At 59.8% G+C, this 14,068-nt stretch carries 15 protein-coding genes; 10 read left to right on the top strand and 5 right to left on the bottom strand.

What is annotated here, in order from left to right; genetic code table 11:
- Nucleotides 1-30 precede the first annotated feature (30 nt).
- Both AB4O35_RS25545 and AB4O35_RS25540 read right to left on the bottom strand, forming a co-directional pair.
- Nucleotides 31-351 (bottom strand): hypothetical protein, encoded by a 321-nt coding sequence (locus AB4O35_RS25545; protein ID WP_065873331.1) that lies wholly within the window; start codon nucleotides 349-351, stop codon nucleotides 31-33.
- Nucleotides 352-493: 142 nt separating this feature from the next.
- On the bottom strand, nucleotides 494-1,084 hold the full coding sequence (locus AB4O35_RS25540; protein WP_065880816.1) for a cysteine hydrolase family protein: 591 nt from the start codon (nucleotides 1,082-1,084) through the stop codon (nucleotides 494-496).
- A 239-nt stretch (nucleotides 1,085-1,323) separates the two neighbouring features.
- Here AB4O35_RS25540 and prmB point away from each other — a divergent pair, with 239 nt between their 5' ends.
- Nucleotides 1,324-2,232 (top strand): 50S ribosomal protein L3 N(5)-glutamine methyltransferase, encoded by a 909-nt coding sequence (gene prmB / locus AB4O35_RS25535; RefSeq protein ID WP_049712228.1) that lies wholly within the window; start codon nucleotides 1,324-1,326, stop codon nucleotides 2,230-2,232.
- A gap of 72 nt (nucleotides 2,233-2,304) precedes the next feature.
- On the opposite strand, the gene AB4O35_RS25530 is transcribed toward prmB, so the two are convergent.
- Together AB4O35_RS25530 and AB4O35_RS25525 are read right to left on the bottom strand one after the other, a co-directional pair.
- Nucleotides 2,305-3,111, bottom strand: coding sequence for a hypothetical protein (locus AB4O35_RS25530; RefSeq protein WP_065880818.1), 807 nt, complete (start codon nucleotides 3,109-3,111; stop codon nucleotides 2,305-2,307).
- A gap of 99 nt (nucleotides 3,112-3,210) precedes the next feature.
- Complete coding sequence (locus AB4O35_RS25525) at nucleotides 3,211-4,173, bottom strand: alpha/beta hydrolase (RefSeq protein WP_065910856.1); 963 nt, start codon at nucleotides 4,171-4,173, stop codon at nucleotides 3,211-3,213.
- Between the two features lie 143 nt (nucleotides 4,174-4,316).
- On the opposite strand from AB4O35_RS25525, the gene aroC reads away from it, so the two are divergent.
- The 4 genes from aroC (at nucleotide 4,317) to AB4O35_RS25505 (ending at nucleotide 7,635) form a co-directional block, all read left to right on the top strand.
- Nucleotides 4,317-5,408, top strand: a complete 1,092-nt coding sequence (gene aroC, locus AB4O35_RS25520) for a chorismate synthase (protein WP_049712231.1) — start codon at nucleotides 4,317-4,319, stop codon at nucleotides 5,406-5,408.
- 55 nt (nucleotides 5,409-5,463) lie between these two features.
- A complete protein-coding gene (locus tag AB4O35_RS25515) occupies nucleotides 5,464-6,627 on the top strand; it encodes an MFS transporter (RefSeq protein WP_065945330.1) in 1,164 nt (387 codons plus the stop codon).
- Nucleotides 6,624-7,154 (top strand): 1,2-dihydroxy-3-keto-5-methylthiopentene dioxygenase, encoded by a 531-nt coding sequence (locus AB4O35_RS25510; protein ID WP_065873327.1) that lies wholly within the window; start codon nucleotides 6,624-6,626, stop codon nucleotides 7,152-7,154. The genes AB4O35_RS25515 and AB4O35_RS25510 overlap by 4 nt, the downstream gene beginning before the upstream one ends.
- 211 nt (nucleotides 7,155-7,365) lie before the next feature.
- The gene (locus AB4O35_RS25505) at nucleotides 7,366-7,635 is read left to right on the top strand and encodes a response regulator transcription factor (RefSeq protein ID WP_049712233.1); all 270 of its coding nucleotides are present in this window, start codon (nucleotides 7,366-7,368) and stop codon (nucleotides 7,633-7,635) included.
- A gap of 59 nt (nucleotides 7,636-7,694) precedes the next feature.
- Here the strand turns inward: AB4O35_RS25505 and AB4O35_RS25500 are convergent, their stop codons facing one another.
- Entirely contained in the window at nucleotides 7,695-7,973 is a 279-nt protein-coding gene (locus AB4O35_RS25500) for a DUF3509 domain-containing protein (protein ID WP_010208870.1), read from the bottom strand.
- Nucleotides 7,974-8,325: 352 nt separating this feature from the next.
- On the opposite strand from AB4O35_RS25500, the gene AB4O35_RS25495 reads away from it, so the two are divergent.
- The 5 genes from AB4O35_RS25495 to AB4O35_RS25475 all read left to right on the top strand — a co-directional run bounded on the left by AB4O35_RS25495 (nucleotide 8,326) and on the right by AB4O35_RS25475 (nucleotide 14,039).
- A complete protein-coding gene (locus AB4O35_RS25495) occupies nucleotides 8,326-10,152 on the top strand; it encodes a long-chain-acyl-CoA synthetase (protein ID WP_065873326.1) in 1,827 nt (608 codons plus the stop codon).
- A 111-nt stretch (nucleotides 10,153-10,263) separates the two neighbouring features.
- The gene (locus AB4O35_RS25490) at nucleotides 10,264-10,779 is read left to right on the top strand and encodes an ankyrin repeat domain-containing protein (RefSeq protein WP_065873325.1); all 516 of its coding nucleotides are present in this window, start codon (nucleotides 10,264-10,266) and stop codon (nucleotides 10,777-10,779) included.
- Between the two features lie 42 nt (nucleotides 10,780-10,821).
- Nucleotides 10,822-11,352 (top strand): hypothetical protein, encoded by a 531-nt coding sequence (locus AB4O35_RS25485; RefSeq protein ID WP_065873324.1) that lies wholly within the window; start codon nucleotides 10,822-10,824, stop codon nucleotides 11,350-11,352.
- A 67-nt stretch (nucleotides 11,353-11,419) separates the two neighbouring features.
- Nucleotides 11,420-11,611: a PLDc N-terminal domain-containing protein gene (locus AB4O35_RS25480; RefSeq protein WP_003172956.1), complete on the top strand. Its 192-nt coding sequence runs from the start codon at nucleotides 11,420-11,422 to the stop codon at nucleotides 11,609-11,611.
- 340 nt (nucleotides 11,612-11,951) lie between these two features.
- Entirely contained in the window at nucleotides 11,952-14,039 is a 2,088-nt protein-coding gene (locus tag AB4O35_RS25475; RefSeq protein WP_065945318.1) for an LTA synthase family protein, read from the top strand.
- Nucleotides 14,040-14,068 lie beyond the last annotated feature (29 nt).

The following is a 14,068-nucleotide window of genomic DNA, read 5'->3' as shown; positions in this document are numbered from 1 at the left end:
CAGGGCGCAGGAAACGCTATCCAAGCGCCATCAGTCGTGCTTTTTCATCAGATGCGAAGCGATGTTCAGCGACAACGGCTGGCGCATTTTCCGACGGCTGCGCCGCCATAACCATACGCCCAGCCACAACACCAACAACCCGATCACCAACAGAATCGCCGAACCGCCAGGGCTGGCATTCAGCTCGCCAAGGGCCGGCGAGTGACCAAACAGACCGGCGCCACCAGCGCCAGCCAACAGCACACCAATAATCGCCAGCAGCGCGGCAATGCCGGCCACCAGGCGCAGACGCCAGTTGCTCGGGCCCTTGGGGCGCAAGCGACGAGCATCAAAACCATCGGATATCTTCATTCCGACCTTTCCTCCAGGGTATCGGCCCTTCGACCGGACAATACACAGGTTGTTCCGGGGGGAGGGGTAAATGCGCCAAATGAAAAGGCTTTGCGGATGAGCGGGGCAATAAACACTGTCGCGCCGCTCATCAAAAGGTCGATCAGATCAGATCTTTGGTCTGCGCGAGAGTGGCAAAGTTGTCGGCCATGATCGCCATTTCAGTTTGCTGCACATGCTCGGCGCTCAGGATGCCGCCTTTGTAAGGCAGGTCACGGGTGGCGCAGGCGTCTTCCACCAGGGTGCAGCGAAAGCCCAGGTTCTTGGCGGCACGCACGGTGGTGCTGACGCTGGAATGGCTCATGAAGCCGCAGACGATCAAGTCCAGGGGGCCGAGGTCTTGCAGGTGTTTTTCCAGGCCCGTGCCGTGAAAGGCGCTGGGCAGCAGCTTGCCGATGATGGTTTCGTCGCCAAGAGGCTCGAGGCCGGGAATGAACTCACCGCGCTCGCCCTGGGGGTCAAACAGGCCACCCACGGTGCCCAGATGGCGTACATGCACGATCGGTCGCCCGGCATTGCGTGCCGCTGCAACGAGTTGCTTGATGTTTTCGACAGCCGCGTCCATGCCCGAGAGGGCGAGTGGACCGCTGAGGTATTCCTTCTGGGCGTCGATGATCACGAGAGTCGCATGGGCAAGGTTCGCTGCGGCGTAACCGCGACCGCTGAGTTGAAACATCGTCTTTGGAACGGACATTCTGGGGCTCCTGTGAGGGGGGCTTTTGCGACATTGTCCACTGGCTGAGCGGTTCTGTGAATCGCTACGATCGTAAGGTACGCCGTTGTTGACGTGCAGCCATGTCAATAGGTGGGCTTGTTTAACACAATGATGGCAATTTGCATGAGTTCCGACGGGTGGCGACAGGTTTTCGTACATCGTCGGTACGGGCTAAGGCTGTTAGAATCGCCAGTCGTTTTTTCCAGGAGCTTGCCCCCGTGACCACTTCCCGCCTGCGCACCTTGCGCGACCATATCCGTTGGGCTGTCAGCCGTTTTCATGGGGAAGACCTGTTTTTTGGCCATGGCACCGACAATGCCTGGGACGATGCCCGGCAATTGGTGCTCGGTGCCTTGCACCTGCCATGGGAAATTGCCGACAGTTACCTGGATTGCAACCTGGAAGAAGAGGAAGTCGCGCACCTGCAACGGTTGCTGCACCGCCGGATCCACGAACGCGTGCCGACGCCTTATCTGATTGGCGAGGCTTGGTTCTGTGGCATGTCGTTTATCGTCGATGAGCGCGTGCTGATCCCGCGTTCGCCGATCGGCGAGCTGATCGAAAACCGCTTCGCGCCTTGGCTGGCCCAGCCACCGGCACGCATCCTAGACCTGTGCACCGGCTCCGGCTGCATCGGCATCGCCTGTGCCTACGAGTTCCAGGACGCCGAGGTGGTGCTGGGGGACTTGTCCTTCGAAGCCCTGGAAGTGGCTAACCAGAACATCGAGCGTCATGGCGTCGATGAGCGCGTGTATACCGTACAGGGCGACGGCTTCGACGGCCTGCCGGGCCAGCGCTTTGACCTGATCGTGTCCAACCCGCCGTATGTGGATGCCGAAGACTTTGCCGACATGCCTGACGAATACCAGCACGAGCCGGAGCTGGGCCTGGCTTGCGGCGATGATGGCTTGAACCTCGTGCGGCGCATGCTGGCCGAGGCGGCGGACCACTTGACCGAGAAAGGGTTGCTGATGGTTGAAGTGGGCAACAGCCAGGTCCACGTCGAAGCGTTGTACCCGGAAGTGGATTTTGCCTGGCTGGATTTCCAGCGCGGTGGGCATGGGGTGTTTATGTTGACGGCGGAGCAATGCCGCCAACATCAGGCGGTGTTTGCCGCCCGCGTTTAACCTAATCGCAAGATAGAAACGCGGTCAATGTGGGAGCCAGCTCCCACATTTTTGACCGCATTTCAGCGGCTGTCAGCGGTGCGTCGCAATCCAGATCAACAACCCCGCCTGAAACACCGTAAACGCCACTAGGCACGTGATGGTAAAACGTAACCCGCTGTCCTCACGCTTGAACTTGGTGACTTTTTCCTCTTCCTTGCGCAGCTTCACTTCCTGTTCCATCAGGTTCTGTTCGGCCTGTTGCAGCATCTGCGCTGCTTCAAGAATCTCCACGAACTGCACCTTCTCGGTGTTCCAGCTGTCCAGCACGTCGCTGACCTTGCCCGGCTGCACATTGCCCTTGAGGTGCTGCACGTCGGCGTAGGCCACATCAAAACCCTGGATGCGCAAGAAGTGATCGCGGCGCAGGCGTGTCGCTTCGTTCAATGCGTCCTTGTTGGACAGGTCCACGCCGTCGACGCGATAGTGCGACCACTTCTTCTTCGCCCACGCGGCGGCTTGGGCGACCAGGAAGCGGCCGATACCGCGGTTCGCCGGTTCGATTTCCAGGCTGTTGCCCGGGCCGAAGTGCACGCGGTGCTTGTCGTGGTCGACCCAGATATCCAGGTGATTCTGCTCACGGCGCACGCGCTGGCCCGGCAGTTGGATGACCATGCGCAGCAGGCTATGGTGCTTGTCATTGCGCTCGGCGTAACCGAATTGCACGAACCGCAACGGTCGCACGCCCGTGGCCCGGTCGGTGGCCAAGGGGGCCAGGCGCAGCATCTTGAAATGCTCGGCCTGAACATCCGCCCATGGCAGGGGCGCCGCGTCGACGGCCTCGGTTTTTTCAGCCGAGGTTTCGGCAGTAGGTTCCGGTGTTGCTTCAGTGGTTGTCATGCGGCGCGATCCTGTCCAAGCCCAGCAAACCGACAGTCTTTTTACTGTCGACCCTGGGCTTATCGGCCGTTTTTTCCAAGACTGGAGGCAAATTGCCGCTTAATGGGGTTGAAGTCCGTCGATAAAACGCACCAGGCGACTGCCCAGCTCAGCGGCAAGTGGCAATTGCGGGTCGTTGTAGGAGGCCAATTGCTGTTTCACGTCGTTGGGCACGATGCGCATCACGTGGTTCATGCCCTCGATCACCGCAAGCTGGGCGTCGGGCTTGGCCTTTTTCAGTTGCTGGGCATCGCCCACACCGACTTGGATGTCGTTGGTGCCCTGGATGATCAGCGCTGGCATGCCCAGCTTGGCGAAGGCGGCCGACGGATCGGCGCGAAACAGACTGATCAGATACGGCTGCACACTGGGTCGGAAAATGCCTTCCAGTGGGCCAGGCACATCCATATCCATTTGGCCTGCCTTGAGGTGATCGAGGATCTGATTGCTGCGCAGCAGCAGGGCAGGCGGCAGGTGATCGGCCAACTGTTGGCGGATCACCTGGTCAACCGGGCGTGCGCTGCCGGACAGGGAGATCACGCTGGCGGGGTCCAGTTGCGGCGCGGCGAGGGCTGCTACCAGGGCGCCTTCACTGTGACCGAGCACAATCAGGGGGCCCATGCGTTTGTCGGCTTTGAGCCGTTTGCCCCAGGCCACGGCGTCCGCGACATAAGCGTCCAGGGTCAGGTTGCGCTCATCCGGCGTGGCGGCCAGGCTGGCAGCCACGCCACGCTTGTCGTAGCGCACGCTGGCGATGTTATGCCGCGCCAGCACCCAGGCCAGGCGCTTGAGGCTGTCGTTGCGCGCGCCGTCGGCACTGTTGCCGTTGCGGTCGGTGGGGCCGGAGCCGGCAATGATCAGCACCACGGGTACTGGCTTGTCGGATTTGGGCAGTAGGAGTGAACCAAACAGCTCGCCGCTACCGGTGTCCAGGCTTATGGGGCGTTGCAACACAACGGGGGAGGCGGCAAAGCCAAGACTGGAAAACAGGGTAAGGGTCAACAGTAGAACTCGCAGCATCATCGCGCCATCATCAGAGAGGTGCCGGTTGGACCAAGGTCTACCGGTAAGGTTTCGAGGATGAACTAGTCGGTTGGCCTGCGTATACTGGCGGCCTTAAGTTATTACAGTTGACTTGATTCAACTGATTTCACGGAGCGCCCTGCATGTCCGGCAATACCTTCGGCAAGCTGTTCACTGTCACCACCGCGGGCGAAAGCCATGGCCCGGCGTTGGTCGCCATTGTCGACGGCTGCCCGCCTGGCCTCGAGCTGTCCGTGGCAGACTTGCAGCGTGACCTCGATCGTCGCAAACCCGGCACCAGCCGCCACACCACCCAGCGCCAGGAGCCCGACGAAGTCGAGATTCTTTCCGGCGTGTTCGAAGGGCGTACCACCGGCTGCTCCATCGGCTTGCTGATCCGCAACACCGACCAGAAGTCCAAGGACTACTCGGCGATCAAGGACCTGTTCCGCCCGGCCCACGCCGATTACACCTACCACCACAAATACGGCGAACGCGACTACCGTGGCGGTGGCCGCAGCTCGGCCCGCGAAACCGCCATGCGTGTGGCTGCCGGCGCCATTGCCAAGAAATACCTGGCGACCCAGGGCATCGTGATCCGCGGCTACATGAGCCAGCTGGGCCCGATTGAAATCCCGTTCAAGACCTGGGACAGCGTGGAAGACAACGCTTTCTTCAGCCCCGACCCGGACAAGGTGCCGGAACTGGAAGCCTACATGGACCAGTTGCGCCGCGACCAGGATTCGGTCGGCGCCAAGATCACCGTAGTTGCCGAAGGCGTTAAACCGGGCCTGGGCGAACCGATCTTCGACCGCCTCGACGCCGAACTGGCCCACGCGCTGATGAGCATCAACGCCGTCAAAGGCGTGGAAATCGGCGCCGGCTTCGCGTGCGTGTCCCAGCGCGGCACCGAGCATCGCGACGAGCTGACTCCGCAAGGTTTTCTCAGCAACAACGCGGGCGGCATCCTCGGCGGTATATCCTCCGGCCAGCCGATCGTTGCGCACCTGGCGCTCAAGGCGACCTCAAGCATCACCACACCGGGCCGTTCGATTGATGTGCACGGCAACCCGGTGGACGTGATCACCAAGGGCCGCCACGACCCCTGCGTCGGCATCCGCGCCACGCCGATTGCCGAAGCGATGATGGCCATCGTGTTGATGGACCACCTGCTGCGCAACCGTGGTCAAAATGCCGACGTCCACGTAACCACCCCGGTGCTGGGCCAGCTGTGACAGCTTGTTGTAGTGAGCGAGCTTGCTCGCGCTGGGCCGCGAAGCGGCCCCCTGCATGACATCCCCTCTCCCATACTGGCGCCTCTCCAGCTTCTACCTGTTCTACTTCGCCCTGCTTGGGGCGACAGCGCCGTTCCTCGCGTTGTACTTCGATCACCTTGGCTTCTCCAGCGCGCGCATCGGCGAGCTGGTGGCCATCCCCATGCTGATGCGCTGCATGGCGCCCAACCTGTGGGGCTGGCTGGGTGACTATACCGGCCAGCGCCTGGCCATCGTGCGCGTTGGCGCGGTGTGCACCCTGGCGAGTTTTTCGCTGATCTTCGTCAGTCATACCTACGCCTGGCTGGCGCTGGTGATGGCGCTGCATGCGTTCTTCTGGCACGCAGTGCTGCCGCAGTTTGAAGTGATCACGCTCGCACACCTGCACAAACAAACCTCGCGCTACAGCCAGATCCGCCTCTGGGGCTCTATTGGTTTTATCCTCACCGTGGTCATCATGGGCCGCCTGTTCGACTGGCTGAGCCTGGACATCTACCCGGTGGTGGTTGTGGTGATCATGGCCGGCATCATCGGCGCCAGCCTGTGGGTGCCGAACGCGCAGCCCGCGACCCAGGGTAATCGCCTGGCAGGCGAGGGGTTCCTGAAACAATTGCGCAGCCCGGGCGTCTTGGCGTTTTACGCCTGTGTGGCGTTGATGCAAATGAGCCACGGCCCGTACTACACCTTTCTCACCCTGCACCTCGAACACCTGGGTTACAGCCGTGGTGTGATCGGCCTGTTGTGGGCGTTGGGTGTCGTGGCGGAAGTGCTGATGTTCCTCGCCATGAGTCGTATCCTCTCGCGCTTTTCGGTACGCCGGGTGTTGCTCGCCAGTTTCCTGCTGGCGGCGCTGCGCTGGCTGTTGTTGGGTTCGTTTGCCGAATTTTTCTGGGTGCTGTTGCTGGCGCAGGTGATGCACGCCGCCACCTTCGGCAGCTTTCACGCGGCAGCGATTGCCTTTGTGCAGCGCAGTTTTGGCGACAAACAACAAGGCCAGGGCCAGGCACTGTATGCCGCCCTCGCCGGTACCGGCGGTGCGCTGGGCGCGCTGTATTCGGGCTACAGTTGGAACCTGTTGGGGCCGACCCTGACCTTCAGCATCGCCAGCGTGGCCGCCCTGGCCGCCGCCGTTATCATCGGTCTTCGATTGCAAGAGCAGAACCAAGGAACCCTCCAATGAGCTACGTCGCTGTCTACTCCGTCGCTACACCGGACACTCCGAACAAGGTCTTGACCCATTTCGATGACATCGCCGCGACCCTGGCCGAGCATGGCGTGCGCTTTGAGCGCTGGCAGCCGAGCCCGATTGAGCAGGGTGCCAGCGATGCTGAACTGATCGCGGCGTATCAGACGCAGATCGATGCTCTCGGCTACGGCTCTGTAGAGGTGCTGCGCGTTACCGGCGATCACGCGCAAAAGTCTGAACAGCGTGCACAGTTTTTGGACGAGCGCCGCTACAGTGAAGACGATGGGCGTTTTTTCATTGCTGGCCAGGGCCTGTTCGCCCTGCACATTGGCGACTACGTGTACGCCGTGCGTTGCGAGAAAAACGACCTGCTGGTGATTCCCGCCGGTATTGCGCACTGGTTTGACATGGGGGAGAACCCGCACGTCGTAGCGTTGCGGTTGTTCAATACGGAGAAAGGGTGGGTACCTGAATTTACAGGTGATGGTATTGCCCGGCGTTTTCCCGGTTTGGACGATTAATTGCGGCCCATCAGAAACTTCAACCCCCGTACGTTGGAAGTTCCTGTGGGAAGAAACTTAAACTTCTGTAGGGGCTTGCTGTTTATTTCCGGGCCTGCGCCTTAATACCATTCCTTATGTAACTCTCTCCGGCATTAGCGTTTATGTCACCTGTCAATAGGAGGAATCCGAAGGGTGATAAGACGTCGACCAATAACATGGAGAGAATGCAATGAGAGGCCCGAGGGAATCGTTTCTACCGCCGTATTCGGTACCCAATGCTGTCAGGCGACGCATTAACCTGGCGGGCAAGTCGCTGACCCCGACAGAATTGGAAATATTGCGCTGGGCCTCGGAAGGCAAGACTGTGTGGGAGATCAGTAAGATACGCGCCACGTCAGAAGCCACGGTAAAATTCCACTTGCGCAATATCTACGGCAAGTTGGAAGTGACCAACCGCGTGCAGGCAATGAATGAAGCCGCCCGTCAGGGGCTTTGCTGAAGGCATAAAAAAGGGCCGTGACACTCAACAGTGTCGCGGCCCTTTACTTTGTCTGAGGCTTAAGCCGAATGGTACGTCGGCAGGGCAAAGCGGTTTTGGCTCTGCAACATCGAAATCTGCGGCAGGTCGCTGGCTTGTTCGGCGAGGTCGCGGCGAATGGCGCTGATCACCCAGGTCAATTGGTCGGCAGTGTGCAACTGCTGGTAGGAGATCGAGCGTTTCACCTGTTTGCCTTCGCTGTTGCGCAGGGTCAACAGGATGCCGCCGTCAGGACGTGGCTGAGTGGTGACGTCGTAGTTGGAGAATACTGAAGCGAATTTATCTTGGATCAGGCTCATGTCTATCAGCTCCGTTGGCTCAAGTTGGCAAGCATGGAGTGATAGGTGCAGTGATTGTGCCAGCTACTAGTTTATAAAAATATCCTTATAAATCAGTTAGTTGTAAAATTTCAGAAATTTCAGTTTCGTGCAATTTGCATGAATGGCCATCATGCATCCTGCATTTTGCGTTGTTCATCAGGCCTGAACAGGGGCCCCATCAGTTTTAAAGACTGCCTGCGCGTCGCTAAATTCCATTTTTCCGCGGTCGCTCATCGGGATACAAAACTTTTCAAATCCTGCGTGTACAGCCGAAGAGGCGCTGACGTACTTTCCTGCAAGGTTTACGAAGAATAAGAAAAAGGACGTTCCCATGAGCCATCCGCGAAACGACATGATCACTTGGGGCATGATGTTGCGTAAGGTGCCTGCCATTGTTCGTGCGCTACCACGCGTGGTACGCGGCATGCGTGCCGCCAATGTCACAGACCCGCAGCAACCCTGCGGCCTGGGCTGGCACTTTGAACAAGCCACCTTGCGTAACCCGGATGGCGCCGCCTTGTTGTACGCCGACCGCGTCCTCAGCTACACCGAAGCCAACCAACGCGCCAACCGCATTGCCCATCACCTGCAAGGCCAGGGCATCGGCAAGGGTGATGTAGTCGCGATGTTTATCGAAAACCGTCCCGAACTGCTGCTTAACGTGTTGGCGGTGGCCAAGCTGGGCGGCATCTGCGCCATGCTCAATACGGCGCAAACCCAAGCGGCGCTGGTGCACAGCCTTAACCTGGTGAACCCCGTGGCGATTGTGGTGGGGGCGGAATTGGTGGCCGCCTATGAAGTCGTGCGTAATGAGGTGGCGATCGAGGCAACACGCACTTGGTATGTCGCCGAGCAACACGGCAGTACAGTGCCGCACGGTTACATCGACCTGATCGCTGCCAGCGCCGAGAGCCCGGCGACTAACCCGGCGAGCACCGCGCAGATTTTCTTCAACGACCCCTGCTTTTATATCTACACCTCCGGCACCACGGGCCTGCCCAAGGCCGGCATCATGAAGCACGGCCGCTGGACCAAGACCGCCGTCAGCTTCGGCAGCATTGCCTTGGACATGGGCCCGGACGACGTCCTCTATTGCACGCTGCCGCTCTATCACGCCACCGGCCTGTGCGTGTGCTGGGGCTCGGCGATTGTCGGAGCGTCGGGGTTTGCCATCCGGCGTAAGTTCAGTGCCAGCCAGTTCTGGGACGACGCGCGTAGATTCAAGGCGACCACCCTCGGTTATGTCGGTGAGTTGTGCCGTTACCTGCTCGACCAGCCAGCCAGCGAAAACGATCGTGATCACCGCGTGACCAAGATGGTCGGCAATGGCCTGCGTCCTGGCGTGTGGGCGCCTTTCAAGGCGCGTTACGGCGTCGATCATGTGTGCGAGTTGTATGCCGCCAGCGACGGCAATATCGGCTTCACCAACGTCTTGAACTTCGACAATACCGTCGGCTTTTGCCTGCAGCACTGGGCGCTGGTGGACTGCACCCACGATACGGGTGAGCCGCTACGCGGCAGCGATGGTTTCCTGCACAAAGTGAAGACAGGCGGACAGGGATTGTTGCTGGCCAGGATCGATGAAAAGTCGCCTTATGATGGCTACACCGACCCGGAAAAGAACCGCAAGGTGATCCTCACCGATGTGTTCGAGAAGGGCGATCGCTACTTCAACACCGGCGATCTGGTGCGCAGCATTGGCTTTGGCCATGCGCAATTCGTCGACCGTCTGGGGGATACCTATCGCTGGAAGGGCGAAAACGTCTCCACCACTGAAGTTGAGAATGTCCTGCTGCAACATCCGCAGATCGCCGAGGTCGTGGCCTATGGTGTGGAAATCGAAAACACCAACGGCCGTGCCGGCATGGTCGCCATTACCCCGAGCGAGTCCCTGGCCGCCCTCGATATGCGCGAGTTGCTGCAATTCGCCCACGGCCAGTTGCCGCACTATGCGGTGCCGTTGTTCCTGCGGATCAAGGTGAAGATGGAAACCACCGGCACCTTCAAATACCAGAAGGTGCGGCTCAAGGAGGAGGCGTTCGACCCGGACAAGGCAGGCAATGATCCGGTGTACGCCTGGCTGCCGGGTTCGGACTGCTATGTCCCGGTGACGGGGCCATTGTTGGCGCAGATCCAGGCCGGCCATTTCCGTTATTAACTGTAGCGTTATTGATTCTGCCTATGGCGCCTTTTTGACAAAAAAGCCATGACAGGTGGGAACTCCCTCGCGACACTGGCGCCTATTCAGTATCAGGACAAGGAGCCCCACATGTCAGATCAACCCAAACAAATGACCGATGATGAAGCCGCCGAATTTGCCGAGCAGGTCTTTGACGTCGCCCGCAAAGGCGACGCCGCCATGCTCGCCGCGCTGCTGGCCAAAGGCTTGCCAGCCAATTTTCGTAACCATAACGGCGACACCCTGTTGATGCTCGCGGCCTACCACGGCCATGCCGAAGCGGTAAAAGTCCTGCTGGAGTTCAAGGCTGACCCGCTGATCGCCAATGATAAGAACCAGTTGCCGATCGCCGGAGCTGCGTTCAAGGGCAACTTGCCGGTGGTTCAGGCGCTGATCGAAGGTGGCGCGCCAGTGGACGCCTCCTCCTCGGACGGCCGTACCGCCTTGATGATGGCGGCAATGTTCAACCGCGTGGAGATGGTCGACTACCTGCTCGGCCAGGGCGCCAACCCCAAGGCGACGGATGCCCAGGGCGCGACGGCGTTGGCGGCGGCGCAGACCATGGGCGCAGTGGATACGGCGGCGCAGTTGCAGAAACTGGTGTAGGCTACGCGCCCTGAAAAACCAGCCCGCTACAGGACCATGCCCATGAAAACCGCCCTCGTCGAACTCATCAGCAAAATCAGCGCCGGCGTCATGGGCGAGGACGAAGTGGCGCGTATCGCCGATGAAGCGGCCCAGGCCTACGCGGACCCGGCGGCGTTTCTGGCGGTCAACCCGGACATCAACTACGACGATACCTTCCCGATTCCTTTGGGTGAATGGATCGTGGTCGGCAGCCTGCCGGACACCGTGTTGTTCCAGGCCGACACCTACGGCGACCTGTTCGCACAGATCGTCGCTTCGTTCGGCCCAGGCGTGGCGTTCAACCTCAAGCCCAAGCAACTGGCCAAGACCGAAGACCTGACTGCACTGAACCGCATCCAGATCCAGATGAGTGCCCTCAGCCCGGAAGATGGCGGCTACGTGTTGCTCAACTTCAGCCAACTGTTGGACGACGAGATCCAGGCCGTGCTCGTCTACGGCAACGACCTGCCGCGTGTGCTGGCGTTGTGCGCCGAAGTCGGCATCAAGGGCGAGCCGTCCCTGGAAGCGCTGAAGATCGCCGTGCACGTCTGAAATAAAACGGAACCCCGGCCAGGGCTGACTATCCTACAAGGGCATGCCCTCACTTAGGAGCAACACCATGGGTTCGACTTTTAATGGCCTGATCGGGCTGATCATCCTGGCGCTGGATATCTGGGCGATCATCAATGTATTCAAAAGCGGTGCCAGCACGGGCGCCAAGGTGCTGTGGATTTTGCTGATCCTGTTGTTGCCGGTGCTGGGCTTGATCATTTGGGCAATCGCCGGGCCGCGTGGCAACGTGCGGATCTGACGGTAAAACTGCCCACTCAACATAGAGTGGCCGTAGTCAATGTGGGAGGGGGGCAAGCCCCCTCCCACATTTTTTTGTGTCGAAATATTCGCTGTACAGAATTTTCACACAGCCTTCCGGACAATTCCCTTCGCTTTGTTTCCTTGTAGGACGGCTCTGTCGCCGGCCGGCGAAAGCACTACAAAGAAGTGTTTTTCCTCAGTAATCAATAGCGTTGATGGCATTCATCGGGCACCATTTGCGCCAACGCGCTTACCCCCCCGTTCCTACACGCTTGGGCGTGGGCAGGATGCCGCAGCAATATTTCGCAACTTAAACTTCCAATGGGTCCTAAAACGACATGGCAAACCCGGACGCCCTGAATCAGCAGCGAGCTTCAAATCGCCTGCTGCAACCGACCGTCAAATCCCATCTGGCATACACGCTGCTCTGCGCACTGGTCATGATGGTGATGTTCTCCCTGCTGCGCCTGGCGCTGCTGGTGTACAACCGCGAGATGATCCTCGACACGCCGGCCTCGACCTTCCTTGAAGCGTTCGCCAACGGCCTGCGCCTAGACCTGCGCCTGGTGGTGTACCTGATCATCCCATTGCTGTTGGCACTGTTCAGCGTACGGGCGATGGCTGCTCGCGGGTTCTTCCGTTTCTGGCTGACTGTGGCGTCCAGCATCGCGCTGTTCCTGGGCCTGATGGAAATGGACTTCTATCGCGAGTTCCACCAGCGCCTCAACGGCCTGGTGTTCCAGTACGTGAAAGAAGACCCGAAAACCGTGATGAGCATGCTCTGGTACGGTTTCCCGGTGGTGCGCTACCTGCTGGCCTGGGCCGTGGGCACGCTGATCCTGAGCATCGCCTTTAAAGGTGCAGACCGTGCAACGCGCCCACGCGGGCCGTTCAGCGGTGGCAGCATCGGCACCCGCCAAGTAGCGCCGTGGTACACGCGTATTGCGGTGTTCGTGGTCTGCCTGTTGGTCGCTGTAATCGCCGCGCGTGGCACCCTGCGCCAAGGCCCGCCACTGCGTTGGGGTGACGTCTACACCACCGACTCGAACTTCGCCAACCAACTGGGCCTGAATGGCACATTGTCGCTGGTCGGCGCGGCCAAGGCACGGTTCTCAGAACATCGTGATAACACCTGGAAGGCAACGCTGGAACAGCCGTTGGCGACCCAGACGGTGCGCGACATGCTGGTGCTGCCGACGGAAAAACTGGTGGATACCGACACCGCCGCCGTGCGCCGTGAGTTCACCCCACCGGCAGAGAAAACCCTGCCGATCAAGAACGTCGTGGTGATCCTGATGGAAAGCTTCGCCGGTCACTCGGTGGGCGCCCTGGGTCGTCCGGGTAACATCACGCCGTACTTCGACAAACTGTCCAAGGAAGGCCTGTTGTTCGACCGCTTTTTCTCCAACGGCACGCACACTCACCAGGGAATGTTCGCCACCATGGCGTGTTTCCCCAACCTGCCGGCGTTCGAATACCTGATGCAGACCCCGGAAGGCAGCCACAAGCTGTCAGGCCTGCCGCAGTTGCTCAGCGCGCGCAAGTTTGACGACGTGTATGTCTACAACGGTGACTTCGCCTGGGATAACCAATCGGGCTTCTTCAGCAACCAGGGCATGACCAACTTCATTGGTCGCAACGACTTCGTTGACCCGGTGTTCTCCGACCCGACGTGGGGCGTGTCCGATCAGGACATGTTCAACCGTGGCCTGGAAGAGCTGAAAGCCCGCGAAGGTGGCAAGCCGTTCTATGCCTTGCTGCAAACCTTGTCCAACCACACGCCGTATGCCTTGCCGACGCCATTGCCGGTCGAGAAGGTCACGGGGCGTGGCAGCCTCGACGAGCATTTGACGGCGATGCGCTACTCCGACTGGGCCTTGGGCCAGTTCTTTGAAAAGGCCCGCAAGGAGCCGTACTTCAAGGAAACCTTGTTCGTGATTGTCGGCGACCACGGCTTTGGCAACGAACAGCAGATCACCGAAATGGACCTGGGTCGCTTCAATGTGCCGATGCTGATGATCGCACCGGGCATGCAGGAGAAGTTCGGCGAGCGTGACCACACCGTGGGCACCCAGATCGACATCGTGCCGACCATCATGGGCCGCCTGGGTGGCGAAACCCTCCACCAGTGCTGGGGGCGCGACCTGCTGAACCTGCCGGAAGGCGATAAAGGCTTCGGCGTGATCAAACCGTCGGGCAGCGACCAGACAGTGGCGCTGGTTACCGGCGATCGCATTCTGGTGCTGCCGAAGGAAATGCCACCCAAGCTTTGGGAATATGAGCTGGGCGCCAATCCGACCGGTAAGGTGATTCCTGAATCGCCGGACGAGGGGGCATTGAGGCAGAAACTTGAGTCGTTCCTACAGACGGCGACCAAGAGCCTGTTGGATAACACTGCCGGTGTGGTTGACGGCAAGCCGGACTAATTAACCGGCAATAAAAAAGAGGCCTTTTT

It is taken from the genome of Pseudomonas sp. H1_A03 (assembly GCF_054685145.1).
Note: the sequence above shows the minus strand (reverse complement) of the source record. Positions and strands in the feature narration are given on the sequence as shown.